A 22,467-nucleotide genomic window follows, 5' to 3' on the forward strand; every position below is an offset into this window, starting at 1 on the left:
CATGTCGCAGTGCCGCATCCTGAGCGTCGTCGGCAACCCGAAGCCGAACTCGCGCACCCGGGCCGTCGCGGAGGCCGTCGCCGCCCAGGTCGTGAACGCTCTTCCGCCCGGCACGGCGGCGGTGGCCGAGGTGATCGAGGTCAGCGAGCTCGGGCCGGGACTCCTCGGCTGGGGCGACCCGGCGGTGAAGGCGGCCGTCACGGCGATGAAGTCGGCCGATGTCCTGGTCGTGGCCACGCCCACGTACAAGGCCACGTACACCGGGCTGCTCAAACTGCTGCTGGACCAGATCGGCCAGGGCGAGCTCGCCGGGGTGCCGACCATTCCCGTGCTGGTCGCGGGCGCACCCGAGCACGCGCTGGCGCTCGAGGTGCACCTGCGGCCGCTGCTGGTCGAGATCGGCGCGTCCTGCCCGACCCGGGGGGTGTTCGTCCTCGACTCCACCCTGGCCGATCTGCCCGCCCAGCTCGACGCCTGGGCGGCGGGCAACATCGCGGCCGTGACCGCGCTCGCCGCGGCCCGCGGCGCCGCGCCGCAACCACTCGGCTGATCCGGCCGGAGCGGGGCCGGTGATCAGGCGCAGTCGCGGCCCCGGTCCGCGAAGATGTCACCGACCCAGACCTCCGGCAGACCATCGGGCGGGCGCGGGCCGGCCGGCCCGCAGGCCCCGTCCGGGCCGGGCGTGGCCGGTGGCCTCGGGGCGGCCGGCGGGACGGGCGGGACCGGTCCGGTCGCCGGACCAGGGCCGGTCGCCGGACCAGGGCCGGTCGCCGGACCAGGGCCGGTCGCCGGACCAGGGCCGGTCGCCGGACCGGTCGGGGACGGCACGGTGCTCGGCGAGGCCGTCGGCGAGACGGTCGGGGTCGACGTGACGGCCGGTCCGACGGTCGGCGGCGCACCGCTCGGCGAGCCGGTCGGGCTGGCGGACGCCTGGTCGCCGCCCGGCTGCGCCCACGGATCGCCGCCGACGGCGGGACCGGCCGGCGTCCCACCCGGCCATCCGGTGGAGCCGCCGAGGCCGGCCCCGTAACCGTTGCCGGGAGCGGGCGCGGGAAACTGGCTGGGGGCCGCCCGCGGCAGACCGGTCGCGGAGTCGCCGCGTTCCAGCCCCACCGGGCCCTGCCCGCTTCGGCGGCTGTCGCCGTCCGAGGTCCGGGCGATGATCGTCGCTTCCCGGTCGTCGCCGGGCGGGGCCATCGCGCCGAAGGCCGCCACGGCGACCGTGAAGCCGACTGCCGTGACCAGACCGGCCCCGGGCCGGCTTTCGATCATCGCCCAGACCACTCGCCCGCGCAGCAGGCCGGTGATGCCGACGACGAGGACGGCCATCGCGACGGTGGCGACCGATCCAGCGAGAACCACGATCACGGCCGCCTCCGCGGTGTGGCGGTTGCCGGCATCCGTCCCCCAGCCTCGCCGGTGCAGTGTCCGCGGGAACCTATCTCACCCAGAGTGAGAACATCGACACTTTCGGGAGCGTGTCGGTGTGGGGCGAACCGGCTCACTCCGGAATGACCTGCTCACCGCCGAATCAGTCGCGACTCACCTGGAATGGCCGGCCCGCGACAGTCGGCCCGCGGGCCGGGCCCCCGGCCCCGGCTTGGACGCCGCCGAGGCGACCCTCGGGTGCGCCTGCGAGCCGCTGGCCCGCTGGTCCGCGGCCCGCGGGTGCGCCGCCGCGTCGCGCGGCCGCGGCTGGGCGCCCCGCGCCCGGTGGTCCGCGCTCGGCGGGCACGCCGGCCGCCGGGCGGTGGTGGTGACGGCCGCGGCCCGCGGGGTGACCCGCCCGGTCGTGGGCCGGCCCGTGGTGTGCCGGCCCACCGGCACCGCGGTCGCGGCGCCCTGCGGCCGCGCGGTGTGCGCCGGCGCGCTCCGGGTCGGAGCCGGGTGCGCCGGAGCCGGGTGCGGCGGCGCGGTCCGGGGCGGGACGGCCGTCTCGTACGGGCTGGAGGGCCGGTACGGGCTGGTCGGGCTCGGCGACGGACGCATCGTCATCGTCGGCCGCGCCGTCGGCTGGCCGGTCGTCGACCGACCGCTCGTCGGCTGGCCGGTCGTCGGCTTCGGGGTCGGCCTGGGCGTCGGCTTCGTCGTCGGCTGGGCCGTGGAGCGCGGCCCGGCGGGCGCGTGACCGGTGCCGGTGCTCGCGGGCGGCGTCCGGCGGGTACCGGTGCCCGCGGACGTGGTCGGGCTGGGACTCGGCGCGCGGCTGGTGCCGGGCGACGGCGAGCGGCTCGGCCCGCCGCTCCCCGCCGCCGGTGTGCCCGGGCGGCCCGGCGCGGTGGTGGGCTGGTCCCACCCCGTCGGCCAGGACGGACCGGACGACCCGGGCCGGGTCGGCACCGTCGGCACCGAGGTCGTGCGCGGGCCGCCGGAGCCGGACGCGCCGCCGGAGCCACCCCGTGTGGCCGGCACCGGCCAACCGGCTCCGGTTCCGGTTCCGGAACTGGTACCGGACCCACCGACGCCGGTGGCCGTGGCCGGCTCGGTGTCCGGATCGGGGCCGGCCGCGACCGGGGAGGAACCGCCCGTGGCCGGCGACGGGGTGGGGGCGGGCTCCTTCACGACGAGGCCGGAGGCCTCGGGCGTATCCGGGCTGGCCGGCGGCGCGGTCGTGGCCGAGTCGGCCGGGTTGGAGAGGCGCACCGCGACCGCGCTCAGCGCGAGAACCACGGTGACGCCGGCCGCGGTGACGATTCCAGCCCGGCGGCGGTCATAGATCCAGGCCCATTCGGCCACTCCTCGGATGAGTCCGAAGAGACCTGCGACGACCACCAGGGACGCCACAGCAAGAAAGAAGACGATCATCACACCCCCGGAGGCAGGCGATGCGGCCCAGCCCAGAAGGTGGCCCGTCACCTTCCGTTACGCGAACACTACATTGCGTTTCCAGCAGCGCGAGTCTCGGACCGCTACAAACTGTCCAGAGTCAGGATAGAACGGGACGTACCGCCCAGAGTCACATCCGACCTTTGTCACACCCTCCGGGCACACTCTCCGCACACGTCTGATCGCCAGCGCGGCCACCCGAGCCGGGCCGGTCAGCCCGGCCGGCCGGGCTGACCGGCCCCCGGCCGTGGCCTCGGCCGCGCGCGTCGCGCCGACCGGGCAGGCCCGCGACCTCGGAGGTCAGGCGCCGCCACCCGACGCCGGGGGGAGAGTCAGCCAGCGGCGGGCGGGATCCGGCGCAGAACGCCTTCGAGGTCGAGACCGGGCGGGAGGGTCCCGAAGGCGAGGCCCGCGTCCCCGCCCAACCGGGCCGCACAGAACGCGTCGGACACCGCGGCGGGGGCGTGCCGGACCAGCAGTGCGCCCTGGAGCACGAGCGCCATCCGCTCGACGACCCGGCGGGCGACCAGTTCGATCACCGGCGCCCCATCGGGACCCGCTGCCCCACCGGGACCCGTTACCCCGTCCGAGCCGGTGAGCAGGCCGTCCAGCTCAGCTCGCAGCCGCCGCCAGGACGCGTCGAGCCGACGGTCGCCACCGGCGGCCGCGTCGACCTCGGCGCCGTACGCGGCCAGGCTCCCGGGCTCCCGGCCGAGGGCCCGCACCACGTCCAGCGCGTTGACGTTTCCCGAGCCCTCCCAGATGCCGTTCAGCGGGGCCTCGCGGTAGAGCCGCGGCAGGCCCGACTCCTCCACGTACCCGTTGCCGCCGAGGCATTCGAGCGCCTCGGCGACCATGGCCGGCTGGCGCTTGCACACCCAGTACTTGGCGAGGCCGGTCGCGAGCCGGCGGAAGGCCCGCTCGCTCTCGTCGCCGTGCTCGGCGCGGTCGACCGCGCCGGCCACCCGCAGCACGAGCGCGACCGCCGCCTCCGACTCCACCGCGAGGTCGGCAAGCACGTTGCGCATCAGCGGCTTGTCGATGAGCAGCGAGCCGAACGCCGCGCGGTGCCGGGTGTGATGCGCGGCCGCGACGAGCGCCGCGCGCATCCCGGAGGCGGCGCCGACCGCGGAGTCCAGCCTGGTGAGCGCGACCATCTCGATGATGGCGCGCACCCCGCGCCCCTCCGTCCCGACCAGGTACCCCAGCGTGCCGTCGAACTCCGGCTCGGCGCTGGCGTTGCTGCGGTTGCCGAGCTTGTCCTTGAGCCGCTGGATGAGGAAGGGGTTGCGGCTGCCGTCCGGCAGCACCCGCGGGACGAGCAGGCACGACAGGCCGTCCGGCGCCTGCGCCAGCACCAGGAACAGATCGTTCATCGGGGCGCTGGTGAACCACTTGTGCCCGCGCAGCAGGTACCGGCCGTCCCCGACGGGGGTGGCGGTGGTCTCGTTGGCGCGGACGTCCGAGCCGCCCTGCTTCTCGGTCATCCCCATGCCGGCGAGCAGGCCGTGCTTCGCCAGCGGCGGGCGCAGCCCCGGGTCGTAGACGGTGCTGGTCAGGCCGGGCCGATAGGCCTCGGCCAGGTCGGGGGTGGCCCGCAGCGCGGGCACGGCGGCGTAGGTCATCGACACCGGGCACAGATGGCCCTGCTCGACCTGGCCCCAGACGAGGAACCCGGCCGCGCGGGCCACATGCGCGCCCGGCCGGTCAGCGGCCCACGGCGCTCCCGCCAGCCCGGCGCCCACGGCCACCCGGAGCAGTTCGTGCCAGGCCGGGTGGAAGTCGACCTCGTCGACGCGGTTCCCGTACCGGTCGTGCGTACGCAGGACGGGCGGAGTGCGGTTGGCCTCGTCACCCCATCGCTGCGCCTCGGCCGTGCCGGCGAGCCGGCCGAGGCGGTGCAGTCCGTCCGCGTGACCGGCGGCACCCTCGCGGGTCAGTGCCTCCAGCAGCGCCGGGTCCTCGGCGACGTCGTGGCCGACCAGCGGCGGCGGCTGGTTGGTGACCCGGTGCGTCGGGCCACCGCCGGCCGCCGTCATCCGGTGCCCGCGCCGACACAGCGCAACGCCATCGCCACCACCTCCCGGACCACCCGCTCGGCCTCGCGGCCGCCGCGGGGAAGCTGCTCGGTCATCGAGACCGGGCCGACGAGCACCTCGCCGATCGCGCCGGTGAGAGCCGCCGCCGCGACCATCGGGTCCTGGGCCGGCAGCGATCCCGCCTCGACGCCCTCGCGGACCAGAGCCGCGAACACGTCCCGGTACCGGCGGCGGAAGTCGAGGCGTTCGGCCTCCACCGCCGGGTCCGACGGTGCCACGAGCAGCGCGTACGCGAGGCCGCGACGCGCCAGCGCCCGCCGGGTGAACAGGGTGACCGCCTGGACGAGTCGGTCGACGGGGTCCCCCTCGGCCACGGGCGCCACGGCCAGGGCGGAGATGAGGCTGGCCTCACGGTCGGCCGACCGGCGGAAGACCTCGACCACCAGCGCCGACTTGGACGGGAAGTGCTGGTAGACCGAACCGACCGACATGTCCGCGGCGGCGGCGACCGCGGTGACCGACGCGCCGGCCCATCCGGCGTCCGCCACCAGGTCGGTGGCGGCGACGACCAGTCGCTCACGCGCGGCGGCCAGCCGGTCGTCGACTGCGGTGGTACGACGGTAGGGCACAGAAGGAGTGAATCACCGTTCGCGGCTTCGGGCCACGGCACGGCCCCGATTCGGCCCGTATGTACCAACCCGATCGGGCCTGGGCCTGGTCGCGCCGCTCGCCCGGCCGGCCCGGGAGGGCGCGCGGCCGGAAAATGTTCCCGGAGAAATTCCGGCCGCATTGATACCGATGGTGGCCGTGCACTTCCGACGGCACACCGACATGACGAAGCACCGGCCTGCCGACGCATACCGGCCGACTATCCGAGCGCCCTTCGGATACGCCCAGATGTCATCGGCGCCCGCCCGTGCGGCTCACATCCAACGCCACCCGATGCCGCCAGGCACGGACACCATCGCCGCCGTGCCACCACCACCGCTGCCGATATGCAACCGCGGGACGGCGTGCGCCCGTGATATACGACGGCGCGATATACCGCGGTGGACGGACAGCGACTTTCCGACCCGTCTTTTCTACCACAGGCCCGCTTAGCGGTGCCGACCGCAATGCCCCGGCCCGGTGCTTCACCACCGTTTACCCGGGTGGGCTTCCCGCCCATCGGTTGCGCAGGGTCACCCCGGTGCCAGTCACCCACGGGTCCGCCGGGCGCCCCACGACGGCGCCACGAACAGCGCTTTGGGCGTCCCTCACCGGTTTCCCGCCCGCGAGGACGGCGGTCCCGGGGGCCGACGCCCATCGACCTGATCGTCACTTTGAGTATCACTTACAGACGCTCGGGCAGATGTCAACAGGGTCACGGTGGCCTCGATGCATTCACATGGTCGCGCCAGGCAGCACGGCGCTACCATGCCGCCGCACGCCACCGCGTGCCGTCGCGACCGCGGCACGTCGGCGCCGGCGCGGCCGGACGCCGCCGGCGCCGCCGGACGGCGGCGCCGGAACGGGCCGCGCGGCACGCCCGGGCCGCGGTGGCCGGACCCGCCCCGGCCACCGCGGCCCGGCCCGGGACCGGATTCGAGGCGTTCACCGGCCCGACCCCGCGGCCGCTATCCGGCGTATCACCCACGGACCGGCCATCCGCGCACCGCGCCGTCGGTCGGATTTGCCGAACGGCCTCGAAGTGGCCGGTCACACAGCTTCCGTCGATTGACCCACCGGTCTGGCCACGGGCGAAAGACACCCCGACACCCACGCGACGGCGGGCCCGATTCACACCGGGAGCAATTCGGCCGCCGGGCCGACGCCGAAAGAACCACAGGCACCCGTCGGGTGAAACAGCCCGCGGCGCAACTCGTATGCTCTTCCCCTGCCGGGATTCGACGGATCAAAACCGAATACCGTCACCAAACACGGTCCCGGCGGGGTGCCGTCGCATCGGCGGCGACGGGGGAATGGAAACTGGCGGATGACCATGGGCGACCGGCGACACCGGATGACGCCCGGTGACCGCGCTCGACGGCGGGTCGAGCGGCGGCGGGTCGAGCGTGAGCGCCGGCTGGCCAGGTGGTCGTTCGGCCGCGGCCGGCTGGCCGGTTGGCCGCTGGTCAGCGGGCTGATCGCGATCCTCGTCCTGAGCGGCGTCGCGCTGGTCGGCGGCAGCCGCTGGCTGTCCGGCATCGAACGGGACCGGCTGGCGAACCGGGTGAGCCTGATCGGCAACCTGGCCACCTGGGAGTCGACGGTCGACGACCCGGCCGCCCTGCGGGCCGTCGTCGACCGGACGGCGTTCGACCCCCACGATCAGGTACGCAACCATCAGCTCGCCGCCCAGTTCCAGATCACCCCGGGGGGCGACACCACCCTGCTGGTGGCGCTGCTCGACCACGCCGGAACGCTCCTGTCCGTCCGGCCGGCCCAGGGTGGGGTCGAGCCCGAGGATCTCGGGCCGGCCTGGGCGACGGCGTGGAGCGGCGGCAGCGCCGTCTCGCCGGTCTTCAAGCTCAACGGGCAGGTGGCCCGGGCCACCGTCGTCCCGGTCGGCGGCCCGCGGCCCTGGGCGGTCCTGGTCAGCGTGTCCACCGAGGAGTCGGAGCGGCAGCTCGGCATCGGCATGGGCACCCTGCTCCGGCTACGTGGACAGGGCGCCGTCTCCACCCTCGACGCCCGCGGCATCGCCGTGGTCTCAACCGATCTCTCGCTGCCCGGGACGAGGGTGCTCGACCCCGCCGAGCTCAGCGCGGCCTGGCGCTCGGCGAACCGCACCCGGGTCTGGACGACCGGCGGCGAGGACGGCCTCACCCACATCGCCGCCGCCCAGCCGGCGACCGGGTACACGACCTACCTGGTCCAGCCGACGACCCGGCTCTACGCGGAGCTACGGGAGCAGCGGTCGCACCGCAACATCACCCTGCTGGGGGTGACGATGGCCGCGGTGCTCTCGATCGCGGTCGTCGGGCTGCACGAGGAGACTCGGGCCCGGCGCCGGCACGGGAAGCTGAGCTCGTTGCTGGCCGCCACCCGGGACATCATCATGACCGTCTCGGCCACCGGCCGACTCGAGTACGTCAGCCCCGCCGTGGCGACCCGGCTCGGCCACGATCCGGCGGCGCTGCGCGGGCGGCCGCTGTCCGAACTGATGCGCGGTGGCGACGCCGGACGGGTCGCCACGCTGCTCGACGAGCCGGTACCGGCGACCGTGATGAACGTCCGGCTGCTGTCCACCGCCGGACACGAGCACTGGTTCGACGTGTCGGCCCGACGCCTCGCCGACGAGACGGACTCGCCGCGGGCGATCCTGACCTTCCACTCGATCGAACGGCGCAAGTCCCTGCTCGACCAGCTCGGGTTCCAGGCCGGGCACGACCCGCTGACCGGGCTGGCGAACCGGGCGACCTTCGACGAGCGGCTCACCGACGCCCTCGGGAGCCAGCCGACCGGCGGCGCGCTCGCCCTGCTGTACATCGACCTGGACCACTTCAAGCCGATCAACGACACCTACGGCCACGCGGCCGGCGACCGGGTGCTGACCGTCGTGGCGAGCCGCCTCACCGCCGCGGTCCACGCCACGGCCACGGCCCACGCCACGGCTGGGGCTGGGGCTGGGGCTGGGGCTGGGGCTGGGAGCACTGTCAGCCGGTTCGGTGGCGACGAGTTCGGCGTCCTGCTGCCCGGCGCGGACAAGACCGCCGCGGGCGCGGTCGCCGCCGGCGTCGTCGCCGCGCTGGGTGAGCCGATCGACCTGGACGAGACCAGGGTGACGGTCGCGGCCAGCGTCGGGGTGGCCATCGCCCGCGGGACGTGCCGGCCCGAACAGCTGCTGCGGGCCGCCGATCAGGCGATGTACCAGGCGAAGGCGGCCGGCCGGGGCCGGTACTCGATCGGCGTCGTGGCAGAGGCGGAGCCCGACCCGTCCGAGGTGGCCGCGACCGCTCCCCCGATAACCGCGGCGGCGGCCCAGACGCCCGGGGCGCCGGCCGCGGGGAGCCCGTCCGCCGCGCCCCCACCGGCCGGACGGCCCCGGCCCCGGCCTCGGGGCCGGGGCCGGGGCCGAGGTCCGGCCCGCCCGCCCGCCGCGCTGCGGCACCGGCTCGCGGCGGCGATCCCGTCCGCGACCGTCGTCGTGGTGCTGCTGGGGACCGTGACCGCCGGGCTCGAGATGGAGACCACGGCCCGGGACAAGGCGCAGAAGCAGCGGATCGACGCGGGCATCGAGCTCGTCACCCGCGTCGCCGAGTACGCCCACGCGCTGAGCGACCCCGGGCGCCTCACCGGGGTCGTCTCGGACATCCCCTGGCCGCTCGAGGACCCCGCCGCGCTGAGCGAGGTGTTGCGGGTGATGGGGGACTCAGCGGTCGCCGGCCCGGGCTCGCTGCTGGCCGTCATCGCTCTCGACGGCCGGCCGCTGGCTACCGAGCCGCCCGGCGCGGCCATACCGATACCAGCCGACGCCGACCTCTGGGGCAACGCCAGGCGCACGGGGGCGCTCACCCCGATGATTCCCGTCAACGGCCGCTCCAGGATCTGTTCCATCGTGCCGATCCTGCGCGGCGGGTCCCCGGCGGCGCAGCTCCTGCTGTGCCCGACGAACGTGCTGCCCGCCGCCCGGACGCTGCGTTCCATGAACGGCCTGTCCGGGGATCTCGGCCGGGGCGGCATCTCGGTGCTCGACGTGCACGGCCGGGCGGTGCTGTCCTGGGACGAGGCGCTGGTCGGCGCGACGCTGGTCGAACCGGCCGACCTCGAGAAGGTCCGCGGCGGCCGACCCGGCCTGGTGCGCTCGGCCAGCCGGCCGGACACGATCGCCGTCGCCACGGCGATCCCGGGCGGCGGGTACGTCCTGCTGGACCAGACCGCCGACCTGCTCCAGGTGAGCCTGCTGGAGTACCGCTCGGTCGGTGACGGGCTGCTGTTCGGGATCATCGGGGTCACCGTCATCGGGCTGGCCGTGGCCAACCGCCGCCGGGAACGCGCGGTGCGCCAGGACTTCGAGCAGCTCGACATGCTGTTGCACGGCGCGCACGACATCGTCATCCTGCTCGACCGGGCCGACCGGCTGGATTTCGTGAGCGCCGCGGCGGAGCCGCTGCTCGGCCGGGACAGCCAGGAGATGCTCGGTCACGACCTGCTGCGCTACGTGCATCCGGAGGACCGGGCGGCGGTCCGCGAGTTCCTCGCCGGCCCGACCGGTGACCCGCCGGGCGACCCGACCGCCGACCCGACCCACGACCCGGCGGACGGCCGGGCGCTGCAGGACATCCGGCTCGAGGCGCACGACGGCAGCCACCGCTGGTTCGACATCGAGGCGACGGCCTGCGACCCGCGGGCGCCGGCCACCCGGGCCCGGGGCCCGGTGCTGACCTGCCGGGAGATCGGGGAACGGCGCGGCCTCACCGAGCAGCTGCGCCGGCGGGCCCGGCACGACCCGCTGACCGGGCTGCCCAACCGGGCCGCGCTGGCCGAGCACCTCGACACGGTCGCCCGGCGCCGGACGGCGTACGCGGTCCTGCTCGTCGACCTGGACGCCTTCAAACCGATCAACGACAGCTTCGGCCACGAGGTGGGCGATCATGTGCTGCGGGTGGCCGCCACACGCATCCGCCGGGCCCTGGCCCTCGACCCGGTGCCCGCGCCCGCTCCCGGCGGTACCGCGGACGCCGGGGGTCGGCCCCGGTTCCGCCGCCGGCCGTCGTCCTGGTTCGGCGGCGAGCTGGGCGGGTCGTGGAACCGGCTCGAACAGGGCGAGGTCTTCCGGGTGGGCGGCGACGAGTTCGTCGCGGTGTTGGCCGGCCCCGCGACCGCGCTCGCCGGCGGGCTGGACGTCGAGGCCGTGGCCCGGCAGGCCGCCGACCAGATCACCGCGCTCGTCCGGGAACCGATCCACGCGGGCGGGCGGCTGGTGACGGTGGGTGCCACGGTCGGGATCGCGCTGTCACGCGGGACGGCCGCTCCGGAGGCCGTCCTGCGCCTCGCCGACGCGGCGATGTACCAGGCGAAGCGGTCCGGGCGCGACGGCCGGCCGCCGGGGGGGCCGCTGCGCACCTCCCCACCTGGCAGGCCGCTGCGCCCCACCGCCGCCGAGCCGGCCCCCGGTGCCGCGGGCGGGCAGCCCGCGACGCCGGCGGACCCCGAAGCCGAGCACGCGTTGTGACAAAAACCGGAACATCGGACATGCGGTTTCGCCGGTTGCGCCGTCCAGTGTCAGGGTCGTGCCGTATGGTGGCGCCGTTCGGGTGACAGACGGCGAGACGGCCCTGGTTCGGGGCGACCGAGGTGGCGTGTGCGGAACCCAGGCGGAGGCGAGATGCGCACCCACGGCCGGCCGCGAGCGCTCGTCGTCGACGACCACGAGATGATCCGGCTGCTGGTGGCCCGGGTGCTGTGCGACGGCGGCTGGTCCGTCGAGACGGCGGGCGGCGTCGCGGAGGCGCTCGCCCTGCGGCCGCTCGACTTCGACGCGCTGGTCATCGACACACGGCTCGGTGCCGAGCGGGGCACCGAGCTGCTCGCCGCCCTGCGCCTGGACGATCCGCTGGTGCCGCGCAGATGCCTCATCCTCGCCGGCGCGTCCACCGACCCGGCGCCGGACGACGTCGCCGTGCTGCTCAAGCCATTCCGGGCGGACGACCTGCTCAACGCGGTGAACAGGCTCTCGGGCCGGCCCACGATCGACGGCGGACCGCCGGGCGGTGGGCTCCGGCGGCGGACCGGATGACCCAGTCCGGGACGGCCGGCGACGCGCGGGTCGCCGACCGCCTGATGTTCCTCATGATCGCGCTCCAGGAGCGCGCGAACCGGGCCCTCGTCGAGGAGCTCCACGACGGTCCGATGCAGGAGCTCACCGCGGTCCTGCTGTCGCTGGCGAGCCTGCGCCGCGGCCTGCCGGCCGAGGCCGCCGCGCGGATCACCCAGATCGAGACCCGGCTGCGGGACGCCGCCACCGCGCTGCACCGGCCCCCACCGCCGTTCCGCCCCGGCAACAGCGCCCGGCAGATGCTCGAGCTCGGCCTGATCCAGCGGGTGGAGGGCGTCCTCGTCGACCGGCTGTACACCAGCCTGGACATCGACGTCGCCCCGCCCGTGGTCACCGAGGTCGCGGTCGTGCTGGCGACCGTCCAGCTCCTGCTGCAGGAGAGCGACCCGCTGGAGCGCCCGGCGCGCGCGCTGGTGGCGGTACGGACCAGCGCCGAGCACGTCGAGCTGGCCCTGCGGGTCGCCTACGCCGACGGGGGCCGTTCCGGCGCCGCCACCGCGGGCCGGCTGGAACGGCTGCGGCAGGTCGCGGACGTCCTCGGTGTCCGGCTGAGCCCGGACTCGGCCACCAGCGCGTGGTCCGCGGCGGTGCGGCTGCCGCGGGCGCCGTCCCCGGCCGGGCAGGTGGGCGGGTAGGCACCTCGCGGGCTGGACGGGTGGGCGCCGTCAGTCGGCCCGGGGCCAGGTCTGCATGCCGAACGGGGAGAAGGGGCCACCGGGAGCGTCGAGGACCTCCCGCACCTTCGACAGCAGCACCCGCTCGGAGAACGGCTTGGTCAGCAGGGCCAGCCCCGGGGCGAGCGTCCCGTTCTGGGCGAGCACGGGCTGGGCGTAACCGGACATGTAGAGGACGCGCAGGTCCCGTCGCCGCTGGCGGATCCGCTCGGCGACCTCGCTGCCGAGCAGCTGGGGCATGACCACGTCGGTCAGCAGCAGGTGGACCTCCTCCCGCGTCGTCGCCGCCAGCGCGATCGCCTCGGACCCACTCGCCGCGGTGATCACCTGGTAGCCGTTGCGGGCGAGGATGCGACGGGTGAGCTCACGCATGGCCGGCTCGTCCTCGACCACCATGATCGTCTCACCGCCGAACAGCTCACCGTCGGCGAGCTGCTCCTCGACCACCGGGACGGCGCCGTCCACGGCCGGCAGCAGCGCGCTGACGGTGGTGCCGACGTTGAGCGTCGACAGGATCTCCACATGCCCGCCCGCCTGCGTGATGATCCCGTAGACGGTGGCCAGGCCCAGCCCGGAGCCCTCGCCCTTCGCCTTGGTCGTGAAGAACGGCTCGAAGGCGCGCGCGGCGACCTCCGGGGCCATGCCCGTCCCGCTGTCGCTGACCCGCAGGTGCACGAAGCGCCCGCTGCGCGGCCCCGGGCGGGCGGCCGCCGTCTCGTCGTCGACGCTCACGTTCGAGGTGTCGATGGTGAGCGTGCCGCCGCCGGGCATCGCGTCCCGCGCGTTGACGGCGAGGTTCACCAGCACCTGCTCGATCTGGCCCACGTCGGCCAGCACCGTCCACAGGTCCGGGTGGGCGGAGGTGTGCAGGTGCACCCGCTCGCCGAGGGTGCGGCGCAGCAGCTGCTCCATGTCGTGGACGACCTCGTTGAGGTCCAGCGGACGCGGCTGGACCACCTCACGCCGGCCGAAGGCGAGCAGCTGGTGGGTCAGCTGGGCGGCCCGGTCGGCCGCCCGCTGGACCTGTTCGATGTCGTGGCGGACGGACTCCCACCGGCCGCCCTGCTCCTTGGCCGCCGCCGCGACGACCTCGCCGACGAAGGCCGTGTAGTTGATGATCACAGCGAGCAGGTTGTTGAAGTCGTGCGCCACGCCGCCGGCGAGCTGGCCGAGGCTCTCCAGCCGCTGCGACTGGTGCAGCTGCACCTCCAGCCGTTCCCGCTCCGCCTGCGCCCGCAGCCGCTCCCGCTCCGCCTGGGCCTCCAACCGGTCGGTGACGTCCCGGATCGCGGCCGAGACGAGCAGTCCGTCCTCGGTCTCCAGCGCGGACAGGGAGATCTCGGCGGGGAACTCCGTACCGTCCCGGCGCCGCGCCGCGAGCTGCATGCCCGCGCCCATCGGCCGCGGCCGCGGATCACCGAAGTAGCGGGTGCGGTGCCGCGGGTGCAGGTGCCGCGCCGACTCGGGGACGAGGATCTCCATCGGTTGCCCGACGAGCTCCTCCCGGTCGTACCCGAACAGCCGCTCGGCCTGCGCGTTCACCAGTGCGATCCGCCCGTCCGGCCGCACGCCGACGATCGCGTCCGGCGCGGCGTCCAGCAGGCTGCCGGGCGGCACGTCGGCATAACCCGCCAACAAGTACCCCCAGACCGTGAACGACGTGTCACGCAATGACACATGTTAGCCCGGAGGGCGCGGGACGATCGACCGCGAACGGGTATCAGTCGGGCCCGGCCGCGATCATCCCAGCAGGTGCCGAGGTCAGCGTGCCCGGGTGCCCCGCCGAGCCGCCGCCGCGGTCAGCGCGTGAGATCCCGGCGGACCGCCTCAGCCGCCCGCCGGCCGGAGAACAGCGCGCCCTGGATGGAGCTGGTGTCCCGGTGGTCACCGCACACGTACCGGCCGGGTGAGTGGCGCACCGGCCGGCGCAGCGGGTGCGGGCTGGGCATCGCGGGCAGCGCCCGCGGCACCTCGACCCGGGCCAGCGTCGCCCAGTCAGCCGTCTCCGCGCCGTAGAGCAGGGCGAGCTGGCGCCGCACCGTCGCCTCGTCCACCACCGGTCCGCCGGCACTCACACCGCCGCTGCCGCCGCCTCCGGCGGACCGGTACCGGTACCGCCGCTGCCGCTGCCGCTGGCACCAGCGCCGCCCGCGCTGAGCACGGAGGCGGCGACGAGGTCGGCGCCCGGCGGGGCGTACTCCGGCGCGACCGCGCTGAGGACGACGGTGTTCACGACGGGGCCGGGCTTCGCCCGGGCGTCCAGCACGAGCGCGCCGCCGCGCATCGGCGGTGCCGGCGCGCTGAAATACCACGTCGTGACGCCGTGCCAGTGCGGCGCGCGCAGGCCGGGCAGCAGCCGGGCGGCCGCCTCGCCGTCGGTGGCGACGACCACGGCGCGGGCGCGCACCACACCACCGCCGGCGAGCCGCACCTCCGCCAGCCCGGCGGTGGCCGGCCCGTTCGCCCCGGGGGCTTCGGCGATCTCGACGACCCGCTGCCCGAAGCGGATGGTCCCGGGTGGCAGGCGGGCGGCGAGCTGGCGGGGCAGCTCGGCCATCCCGCGCGCGGGCAGGACGGGGGCCGCGCGCAGGAAGCAACGCCACACCAGACGGAAGAAGCGGCTGGACGTGTCGAGATCGCCCTCCAGGAACACCCCGCGCAGGAACGGCGCCAGGACGCGTTCGACCGCGCCCGGTGACAGCCCCACGGCGAGCAGCTCGGCGCGGGTCGTCCGCTCGGGGCCGGCGATGATCGACTCCGGTCGGGCCAGCGCGGCCCGCGCGGACGTCGCGGCGAGCTTCGCGAGATCGACGGCGCCCAGGGCCCGACCCGGGACGAGACCGCCGAGAGCCGCGACATCCTGGAGCGGGTCACCGAGCGGCACCGACCGCACGCCGTCGCGCAGCAGCACGGAGCGGGGGAAGGCCCGCGGCTGGAGCGCCGGCAGGTCGACCTGCCGGCGGATCTCCGGGTAGGACGGCAGGAGCACCTGGAAGCCGCGGTCGAGCAGGAAGCCGCCCACCTCGTCCGTGCGGACCCGGCCGCCGACGTCGTCGGCGGACTCCAGCACCAGGACGTCAAGCCGCTCCGAGGCGCCGGAGGGGTGTGGCGCGGCCGCGCCCGGGGGTGGAACGTCGGCGAGCCCGGCACCCGCAGGCACGGCACCGGGATGCCCGGGGTCGGCGAAGCCGGCGCTGGTGAGTTCGGTACTCGTGAGCCCGGCGGCCGCGGAGAGGCCGGCCAGCCCCGCCCCGACGATCACGACGTCGACGGTCTCCACACTGCCTCCGCAGATCCGGTGGCCGCGGGGCTCCCGCGGCCGTGTCACGCTACGTCACGGCCGACGCGGAATCGGCGTGCGCCGCGGGCCTGTCACCGGGGGCGTTCCCGGTTCCGGGGCTTTCGGGCTCCGGCCGGGTGGGTGCTGCCGGCCCGCCGGGTACCGCCGACTCCGAGGCCACCGCCGACTGCACGGGCACCGCCGGTGCCGCCGCGGAGGGCGTGCCGGCGGGAGCCCCTGCCGGGGCACCCGGGGACACAGCCGAGACCGCGGAGGAGGCGGCCGGCCGGAACCCGAAGCTCACCAGGGCGGGCTGCTCCGGCACGGCGCGGCGGCGGCCGACCAGCAGCACCGCGCCCGCGACCAGCGTGCCGCCCACGATGCCGTCCAGCCAGAAGTGGTTGGCGGTCAGCACGACCACGGCGATCGTCGCCAGTGGCTGGATCACGGCGAGCCAACGCATCCGGTGGCGCAGGATGGTGACCACCGCCCACGCCTCGAGGATCGCCCACCCCACGTGCAGGCTGGGCATCGCGGCGTACTGGTTGGCGACCCCGCCGCTGCCCTTCCCGTACGGCGAGGGCCCGAGGAGCGTGCCGGTGTCGACCAGGCTGACCGACGAGTCGACCCGCGGCAGGAAACGCGGCGGCGCGAGCGGGTAGAACAGGTGGATCACCAGGCCGGCGCCGGTCGCCAGGATGATCACGTTGCGGACGCGGCGCCAGTGGTCGCGGTGCCGGGCGAACACCCACACCAGCAGCGTGATGGCCGCCGGGAAGTGGACGCCGACGTAGTACCAGTTCGCCCCGTGCGGCAGCCACTGGTGCGCCAACGCGGCGCCCTGCAGCGCGGCCTCGTCGGGCAGCCGCAGGAACCGCTCCAGCCGCCACACGTCGACGGCGTGCCCGAGCGCCTCGGGCTCGCGGCCGGTGGCCAGGTGCCGGCTCAGGCTGTAACCGACATAGAGCAGCCCGAGCAGGATGACCTGGCCCAGTGTGTAGGCGAGCAGGCCGAGCCGGGCTCCCGCCCACCGCGGGCGCACCCGCTCGAGGGCGTGCGCGGGCCACGCCCCGACCCGGGCGAGCCGGGCGACGGCCTCCGGGCGGCCCACGGCCCCCGGCGCGACGGGTGCCGCGTCGCCCAGGCCGGGCGGCCCGCCGGCGCGCGCCGCGCCGGCACGGCGCGCGGCCGCGGCCGCCGGTGGTGGCGCGAAGGGAACCAGCCCAGGCAACGCCACAGGTACGGCCGCGGGCCGCTGCCGTGGCAGCGCGGCCGAAGGAGCCCCGACCATGTTTCCCCTCCTCGTCGACGCGTTCCGGACCCGCCCACAGGACGGGCCCACCGCACCGGACGTGACACCCGGCGACCGCCCCCGCGAACCAACACTCGGCAAACCAACGCCACACAGCAACCGATTTCACTCGGCAACCGATACCGCCGACGGACCACTGAACGCTGGACCGCTGAACACCGACGGACCGATGACGCTGACGGACCGATGACGCTGGGCGCCACGGACACGACGTCCCGAGTGTCGCCGACGGGTCCGACAATTCCCGGACTCCGTCGGCCCCGGCTGTGCGCGGCCTCGACGGGCGTTGGCCGCGACCCGTCCGAGTGTCGGCTCTTCGACCCGGAAAGGCAGTGGTGCCAGCCCCCCGATCGAGATGGGGTCACCGCCCCCGGCCGTGATACGGCCGGCTCCGCTCCGGCGGGCGGCGCCGGTGAGGCCAGTCGGCCCGTCGAAGGTGGTGCCAGCACCCCCGCGCGGGTGACCCTGGCCTGCTGGCGACGGTGCGGCCGAACCGGGCTGAATGGAACCATGGCGCGCAACGGCACGGCGGGCGACACCACACCAGGCCACGAACCAGGCAGCCACCGACCAACGGACGGGACCGGGAGCGCCGCGGCGATCACCGTGCTGCTCGCCGACGACAACCTGATCGTCCGGGAGGGCGTCCGGGCGTTGCTCTCCCGGGTCGCCGACATCGAGGTCATCGGTGTCGCCGCCGACCACGACGAGCTGGTCCGCGCAGCCGCGCGGCTGCGCCCCAGAGTCGTCCTCACCGACATCCGGATGCCGCCGGACTTCACCGACGAGGGGGTGCGGGCGGCCCGGCGCATCCGGGCGGCGAGCCCGGCGACCGGCATCGTGCTGCTCTCCCAGTACGACGAGCCCGACTACGCGATCACGCTGCTGCGCGACGGCCTGTCCGGCTACGCCTACCTGCTCAAGGAGCGGGTCGCCGACCCGGACCTGCTGGCCCGCGCCATCCGCGAGGTCGCCGGGGGCGGCTCCATGCTGGACCCGGACATCGTCGCCGCGGTGATGACGCCCGTCCGCGAGGCCGGGACGCTGACCCGCGAGCAGGAGGAGCTGCTGCGCGACGTCGCCCACGGGCGTCCCGTGGCCGCCATCGCCGCCGACCACGGCGACACCCCGGCCGCCGTCAACGCGGCGATCGACGCGCTGCTGCTGCGGCTCGCCCAGGGCGCGAGCTCGGGCCAGGCCGGCGCGCTGCGTCGGCTGCGCATGCTGCACGAGGCGCTGATGAAGCGCGCGGAACAGGACGTCGCCCTGACCAGGCTGCTGCCCAGCGGCCTGGCGCAGAAGCTGCGCGACGACGCCACCGCCGCGAGCCGCGCCGAACGCCTCGTCGTCACCGTGCTGATGTCGGACGTCCGCGGGTACTCGGGCATCGCGCAGCGCACCGACCCGATGGTGCTGGCGCACCAGCTCGACGAGCACCGGCGGGAGATGAACGCGGCGATCCTGGCCGAGGGCGGCACCGTGCTGCAGTACGCCGGGGACGCGGTGATCGCCGTCTTCGGCGCGCCGGACCCGACCAGCGACCACCGGGAGCGGGCGGTGCGCGCCGCCGCCGCGATGCACCGGCGCCAGCGCGTCCTGGACGAGCGGTGGACCAGGCGTCGCCTGGAGCCGTTCGGGCTGGGCATCGGGGTCTCCACCGGCGAGGTCGCGGCGGCCCTGCTGGGCTGCGACGCGCACCGGGAGTACACCCTGGTCGGGGACACGATGAACCTCGCGCAGCGGCTCCAGACGATGGCGGAGGCGGGCGTGACGATCGTGAGCGCGGCGACCGCGTCGGCGCTGCCCGCGGATGTCGTCGTCCCCCTCGACCCGCGGCCGGTCAAGGGACGGGTCGGGGACGTCCGGGCCTACCAGATCGTCGCCGGCGGCGACTCCGCCCCCACCCCCGCCCCCGTCTCAGGTCCCGCCACCGTCCCGGTCCCGCCGCCGCGCCGCCGCCGCCTGCTGGCCCGCTCCGCCGCCTGAGTCCCGCCGCCTGAGTCCCGGGGACGAGCCCGCCCGATGCAGGATGGGCCCCGGAACTCGGGCCGGGGCCGCCGGGAGGATCCCGGCTGATCGGGAGGATCACGATGACGCAGCCGGAGTGGGCAGACCAGGCGACACCGCCGAGCGGGGGCCGGGGGGTCGCCGTCGTGACCGGGGGCAGCCGGGGCATCGGCGCCGCCTGCGCCCGTCTGCTGGCGCGGGCCGGGTGGACGGTCTGCGTCACCTACCGGTCGGACGAGGCCGCCGCCGCGGCGGTCGTCCGGGAGTGCGACGCCGCCGCGCGGGCCCTCGGCACGCCGACCGGCGCCGTCGCGGTCGCCGCGGACCTCGCCGACCCGGAGCAGGTCCCCGGCGTCTTCACCGCGGCGGACCGCCTCGGCCCGCTCACCGTCCTGGTGAACAACGCCGGGATCGTCGACCGCCAGACGCGGCTGGACGAGATGACCGCCGGCCGGCTGACCCGGATGTTCACTGTGAACACGGTCTCGCCGATCCTGTGCGCCGGGGAGGCCGTCCGCCGGATGTCGACCCGGCACGGCGGCGCCGGCGGGTCGATCGTGAACATGTCGTCGGCGGCGGCCAGGCTCGGCAGTCCGGGGCTGTACGTCGACTACGCGGCGAGCAAGGGCGCGATCGACACGCTGACTCTCGGCCTGGCCCGGGAGGTCGCGGGCGAGGGCGTGCGGGTCAACGCCGTCCGACCGGGGATCATCGCCACCGACATCCACACCAGCAGCGGGGACCCGGGGCGGCCCGCCCGGATGGCGGGCAGCATCCCGATCGGCCGCGTGGGCACCGCCGACGAGGTCGCCCAGGCCGTGGCCTGGCTGTGCTCGCCGGCCGCGTCCTACACGACCGGGGCGATCCTGGACGTCGCCGGCGGCCGCTGAACGGGGGCTGACCGGGGCGGCCCGGACACGGCCCAGGCCCGGGAGCGGCCCGGGACCGGGACCGGGACGGGCGCGGCTACCGGGCCGACGGGGGCCGGAACATGACCAGCGCGGTGGGGTTTCGGCGGGCGTAGCGCAGGGCCGCCCGTTCGCAGGAGCCGCTGACCCACTCCAGCGTCCACTCGACGTTCACCAGGCCCACGACGTCGGCGACACGCTGCTGGAACTCGTCGTCGACCTCCTGCTCGGCACTGCGGGACGCGTAGGCCACGCCCTCCATGCCGAAGGCTCCGTACATCCCGGCCGACCACCGGGCCCATCTCGTCCAGCGGTCACGCACGGCGACCACCACTAAGCGGGAACCCATGCGCGCCGCGAGCTCGGCGGCGAGCAGGACATCGGCGAGATCTCCGGCGTCACCCGCGCGTAGGCCCACGATCACATGACTTCCCGACGTCGTCCGCGTGGCGAGTCGACGTCCCTCAGCCTGCTCCACGGTTCCTCCTCCGCCGGCGCCGTCCCGGTCGAGTTACCGCCGAGGATGGTGGCCACGATTGTGATGGGAAACACCAGAAAGGGGAAGTGCCGAAGGAGATCTGATTTTGCGGAACGTTCGTGGTTCACTCATCCGACTCGTCATCCCTTCGATCACCCCGCATCCGCGGACCTGCCCTTACCACGTGATCCGGGCGCCGTCATCTTCTTTCTGCCCCACCCCGATCGCTCGTACGCGGACCAGTCGCGGCCGGTCGCCGCGGGGCCGAGAATCCTGAGATCCCGGGCGCGACCGGCGGAGCTCACCCAGCGGGTACGCGCCGTCCGTCCGGTATGTCATCCGAGCGGAGCGAAGGCGGCGGCAGATGTCGGTCCTGGACAGATTTCGCCTCGACGGCCGAGTCGCCATCGTCACCGGCGCCTCGTCGGGGATCGGTGTCGGCTTCGCCCGCGGGCTCGCCCAGGCCGGCGCGGACGTCACTCTCGGTGCCCGGCGCACCGACCGCCTGGCCTCGACCGCCGCGCTGGTCGAGGCGGCGGGCCGCCGCGCCGTCGCCGTCGGCACCGACGTGGCCGACCCGCGGTCGTGCCAGGCCCTCGTCGCGGCCGCCATGGACGCCTTCGGGCGGGTCGACATCCTGGTCAACAACGCCGGAGTCGGTTCGGCGCACCCGGCGCTGCGGGAGACCCCGGAGCAGTTCCGCTCGGTCATCGACGTCAACCTCAACGGCTGCTACTGGATGGCCCAGGCCGCCGCGGCCGTCATGCGACCGGGCAGCAGCATCATCAACATCTCCAGCGTGCTCGGCCTGACCACCGCCGGCCTCCCGCAGGCCGCCTACTCGGCCAGCAAGGCGGCGCTGCTCGGGCTGACCCGCGACCTCGCCCAGCAGTGGACGGGACGGCGCGGGATCCGGGTGAACGCCCTGGCCCCGGGGTTCTTCGAGTCCGAGATGACCGACCAGTACCGGCCCGGGTACCTGGAGAGCCAGTCGGGACGCATCCTCGCCGGCCGCTTCGGCGACCTCGAGGAGCTCACCGCCGCGCTGGTCTTCCTGGCCTCCGACGCCGGCGGCTACGTCACCGGGCAGACCCTCGTCGTGGACGGCGGCGTCTCCATCACCTGACCGCGCCGCCCACGGTGATCCCGCTGTCCCGGGGACCGTGCCGCCCCGGGGAGCCGGTCAGGTCTCCAGCGGCATGAGCTCGCGGGCGAACCCGTCGAGGAACTCCGGCCAGCCGGCGGAGTCGATCAGCGGGTACACGACGAACTTGCTGACCCCGGCGTCCACGTACCGGGCGACGATCTCACGGGCCTGCGCCCAGCCGCGCGGGACGAGGTCGGCCGGGTCGCGCCCGGGGCGCCGCCCCCGCAGTGCCGCCGCCGTCGCCCCGGGAACCTCGCCGAACGCGATCCGCAGGCTCAGCCCGTGGTGTTCCGGATCGACCTCGCGCCCGGCCTGCGCGGCGGCCGTGTTGATCGCGGCGATGCCCGCGGCGGCCTCGGCGGGGTCGAGCAGACTGGCCAGCCAGCCGTCCCCGTACCGGCCGATGCGGCGCAGCGCGGCCGGCGCGGCCCCGCCGAGCCAGATGTCGAGTGGACGGTCCGGGCGGTCCCCGATCCCGATGTCGGTGACGTCGAAGAACTCGCCGTGGAAGGTCACCGTCTCCTCGGCGAGCATCCGGCGCAGGAGCTGGAGCGCCTCGTCGAACACCGCGCCGCGCCGCCCGGCGGGCACCGGGAACGCGTCGCGCTCGGCCGGGCGGGCCGGCCCGAGCCCGAGCACCGGCAGGACCCGCCGCGGCGCCAGCGCGGCCATGGTGGCGAGCTGCTTGGCCAGCAGAACGGGGTTGCGGCCGGGCAGGACGGCGACCCCGGTACCCACCTTGATCGAGCTGGTGCGGCCCAGGGCGTACGCCATTCCGGCGAGCGGGTCGACGTTCGCGGCGGAGAGCTGCTCGGAAAGCCACAACGAGTCCACACCGAGGGCCTCGGCGGCGTCGACGCGGGCGGCGAAATCCCGGCCGGGCACGGCGGCGAACCCGATACCGATGCGCACCTTCATGCGGTCAGCCTAGGTCGAAACGCTACCCGGGGCCCCGCGCCGGGACCCCGGGTAGCCCGCTTGCCCCGGCGAGACAGGCAAATCGGGGCATTGACCCCAGCGGGAATCCCGGAGGACC

Annotated in this window: 18 protein-coding genes; 9 read left to right on the forward strand and 9 right to left on the reverse strand. The window is 75.3% G+C overall.

Features of this window, described 5'->3' with window-relative positions:
• The first annotated feature begins 1 nt into the window (after position 1).
• Complete coding sequence (locus tag B056_RS0102485) at positions 2-550, forward strand: NAD(P)H-dependent oxidoreductase (RefSeq protein WP_018500322.1); 549 nt, start codon at positions 2-4, stop codon at positions 548-550.
• A gap of 23 nt (positions 551-573) precedes the next feature.
• Here the strand turns inward: B056_RS0102485 and B056_RS0102490 are convergent, their stop codons facing one another.
• Entirely contained in the window at positions 574-1,368 is a 795-nt protein-coding gene (locus B056_RS0102490; protein ID WP_026239244.1) for a hypothetical protein, read from the reverse strand.
• Positions 1,369-1,600: 232 nt separating this feature from the next.
• Here B056_RS0102490 and B056_RS0102495 point away from each other — a divergent pair, with 232 nt between their 5' ends.
• Together B056_RS0102495 and B056_RS0102500 are read left to right on the forward strand one after the other, a co-directional pair.
• Positions 1,601-2,128: a hypothetical protein gene (locus B056_RS0102495; RefSeq protein WP_154676793.1), complete on the forward strand. Its 528-nt coding sequence runs from the start codon at positions 1,601-1,603 to the stop codon at positions 2,126-2,128.
• Positions 2,129-2,131: 3 nt separating this feature from the next.
• Positions 2,132-2,716 carry a hypothetical protein gene (locus tag B056_RS0102500; protein ID WP_018500324.1) on the forward strand — a complete coding sequence of 195 codons (585 nt, stop codon included), beginning with the start codon at positions 2,132-2,134 and terminating at the stop codon, positions 2,714-2,716.
• Positions 2,717-3,158: 442 nt separating this feature from the next.
• Here B056_RS0102500 and B056_RS0102505 read toward each other — a convergent pair whose 3' ends face one another.
• Both B056_RS0102505 and B056_RS0102510 read right to left on the reverse strand, forming a co-directional pair.
• The gene (locus B056_RS0102505) at positions 3,159-4,865 is read right to left on the reverse strand and encodes an acyl-CoA dehydrogenase family protein (protein WP_018500325.1); all 1,707 of its coding nucleotides are present in this window, start codon (positions 4,863-4,865) and stop codon (positions 3,159-3,161) included.
• Positions 4,862-5,494, reverse strand: coding sequence for a TetR/AcrR family transcriptional regulator (locus B056_RS0102510; RefSeq protein WP_018500326.1), 633 nt, complete (start codon positions 5,492-5,494; stop codon positions 4,862-4,864). Before B056_RS0102510 ends, B056_RS0102505 begins: the two co-directional genes overlap by 4 nt.
• Positions 5,495-6,840: 1,346 nt before the next feature.
• On the opposite strand from B056_RS0102510, the gene B056_RS0102520 reads away from it, so the two are divergent.
• The 3 genes from B056_RS0102520 to B056_RS0102525 all read left to right on the forward strand — a co-directional run bounded on the left by B056_RS0102520 (position 6,841) and on the right by B056_RS0102525 (position 12,260).
• Positions 6,841-11,022, forward strand: coding sequence for a diguanylate cyclase domain-containing protein (locus B056_RS0102520; protein ID WP_154676794.1), 4,182 nt, complete (start codon positions 6,841-6,843; stop codon positions 11,020-11,022).
• Positions 11,023-11,175: 153 nt separating this feature from the next.
• Positions 11,176-11,586, forward strand: coding sequence for a response regulator (locus B056_RS34785; RefSeq protein ID WP_018500328.1), 411 nt, complete (start codon positions 11,176-11,178; stop codon positions 11,584-11,586).
• Positions 11,583-12,260 carry a histidine kinase gene (locus tag B056_RS0102525; protein WP_018500329.1) on the forward strand — a complete coding sequence of 226 codons (678 nt, stop codon included), beginning with the start codon at positions 11,583-11,585 and terminating at the stop codon, positions 12,258-12,260. The genes B056_RS34785 and B056_RS0102525 overlap by 4 nt, the downstream gene beginning before the upstream one ends.
• Before the next feature lie 30 nt (positions 12,261-12,290).
• On the opposite strand, the gene B056_RS0102530 is transcribed toward B056_RS0102525, so the two are convergent.
• The 4 genes from B056_RS0102530 to B056_RS0102540 form a co-directional block, all read right to left on the reverse strand.
• Positions 12,291-13,970 carry a PAS domain S-box protein gene (locus tag B056_RS0102530; RefSeq protein WP_020572275.1) on the reverse strand — a complete coding sequence of 560 codons (1,680 nt, stop codon included), beginning with the start codon at positions 13,968-13,970 and terminating at the stop codon, positions 12,291-12,293.
• Positions 13,971-14,098: 128 nt separating this feature from the next.
• Complete coding sequence (locus B056_RS43920) at positions 14,099-14,353, reverse strand: FAD-dependent oxidoreductase (RefSeq protein WP_020572276.1); 255 nt, start codon at positions 14,351-14,353, stop codon at positions 14,099-14,101.
• Positions 14,354-14,370: 17 nt separating this feature from the next.
• On the reverse strand, positions 14,371-15,579 hold the full coding sequence (locus B056_RS34790; protein WP_018500332.1) for an FAD-dependent oxidoreductase: 1,209 nt from the start codon (positions 15,577-15,579) through the stop codon (positions 14,371-14,373).
• A gap of 49 nt (positions 15,580-15,628) precedes the next feature.
• A complete protein-coding gene (locus B056_RS0102540; RefSeq protein ID WP_018500333.1) occupies positions 15,629-16,870 on the reverse strand; it encodes a phosphatase PAP2 family protein in 1,242 nt (413 codons plus the stop codon).
• 531 nt (positions 16,871-17,401) lie between these two features.
• On the opposite strand from B056_RS0102540, the gene B056_RS34795 reads away from it, so the two are divergent.
• Positions 17,402-18,877: an adenylate/guanylate cyclase domain-containing protein gene (locus tag B056_RS34795; RefSeq protein ID WP_018500334.1), complete on the forward strand. Its 1,476-nt coding sequence runs from the start codon at positions 17,402-17,404 to the stop codon at positions 18,875-18,877.
• Between the two features lie 104 nt (positions 18,878-18,981).
• The gene (locus B056_RS0102550) at positions 18,982-19,788 is read left to right on the forward strand and encodes an SDR family oxidoreductase (protein WP_018500335.1); all 807 of its coding nucleotides are present in this window, start codon (positions 18,982-18,984) and stop codon (positions 19,786-19,788) included.
• 76 nt (positions 19,789-19,864) lie between these two features.
• Here B056_RS0102550 and B056_RS0102555 read toward each other — a convergent pair whose 3' ends face one another.
• Positions 19,865-20,284 (reverse strand): hypothetical protein, encoded by a 420-nt coding sequence (locus B056_RS0102555; protein WP_026239246.1) that lies wholly within the window; start codon positions 20,282-20,284, stop codon positions 19,865-19,867.
• 364 nt (positions 20,285-20,648) lie between these two features.
• Here B056_RS0102555 and B056_RS0102560 point away from each other — a divergent pair, with 364 nt between their 5' ends.
• On the forward strand, positions 20,649-21,410 hold the full coding sequence (locus B056_RS0102560; protein WP_018500337.1) for an SDR family NAD(P)-dependent oxidoreductase: 762 nt from the start codon (positions 20,649-20,651) through the stop codon (positions 21,408-21,410).
• Positions 21,411-21,467: 57 nt separating this feature from the next.
• Here B056_RS0102560 and B056_RS0102565 read toward each other — a convergent pair whose 3' ends face one another.
• Positions 21,468-22,349: a TIGR03854 family LLM class F420-dependent oxidoreductase gene (locus tag B056_RS0102565; protein WP_018500338.1), complete on the reverse strand. Its 882-nt coding sequence runs from the start codon at positions 22,347-22,349 to the stop codon at positions 21,468-21,470.
• Positions 22,350-22,467 lie beyond the last annotated feature (118 nt).

It is taken from the genome of Parafrankia discariae, from assembly GCF_000373365.1.
Lineage (GTDB): Bacteria > Actinomycetota > Actinomycetes > Frankiales > Frankiaceae > Parafrankia > Parafrankia discariae.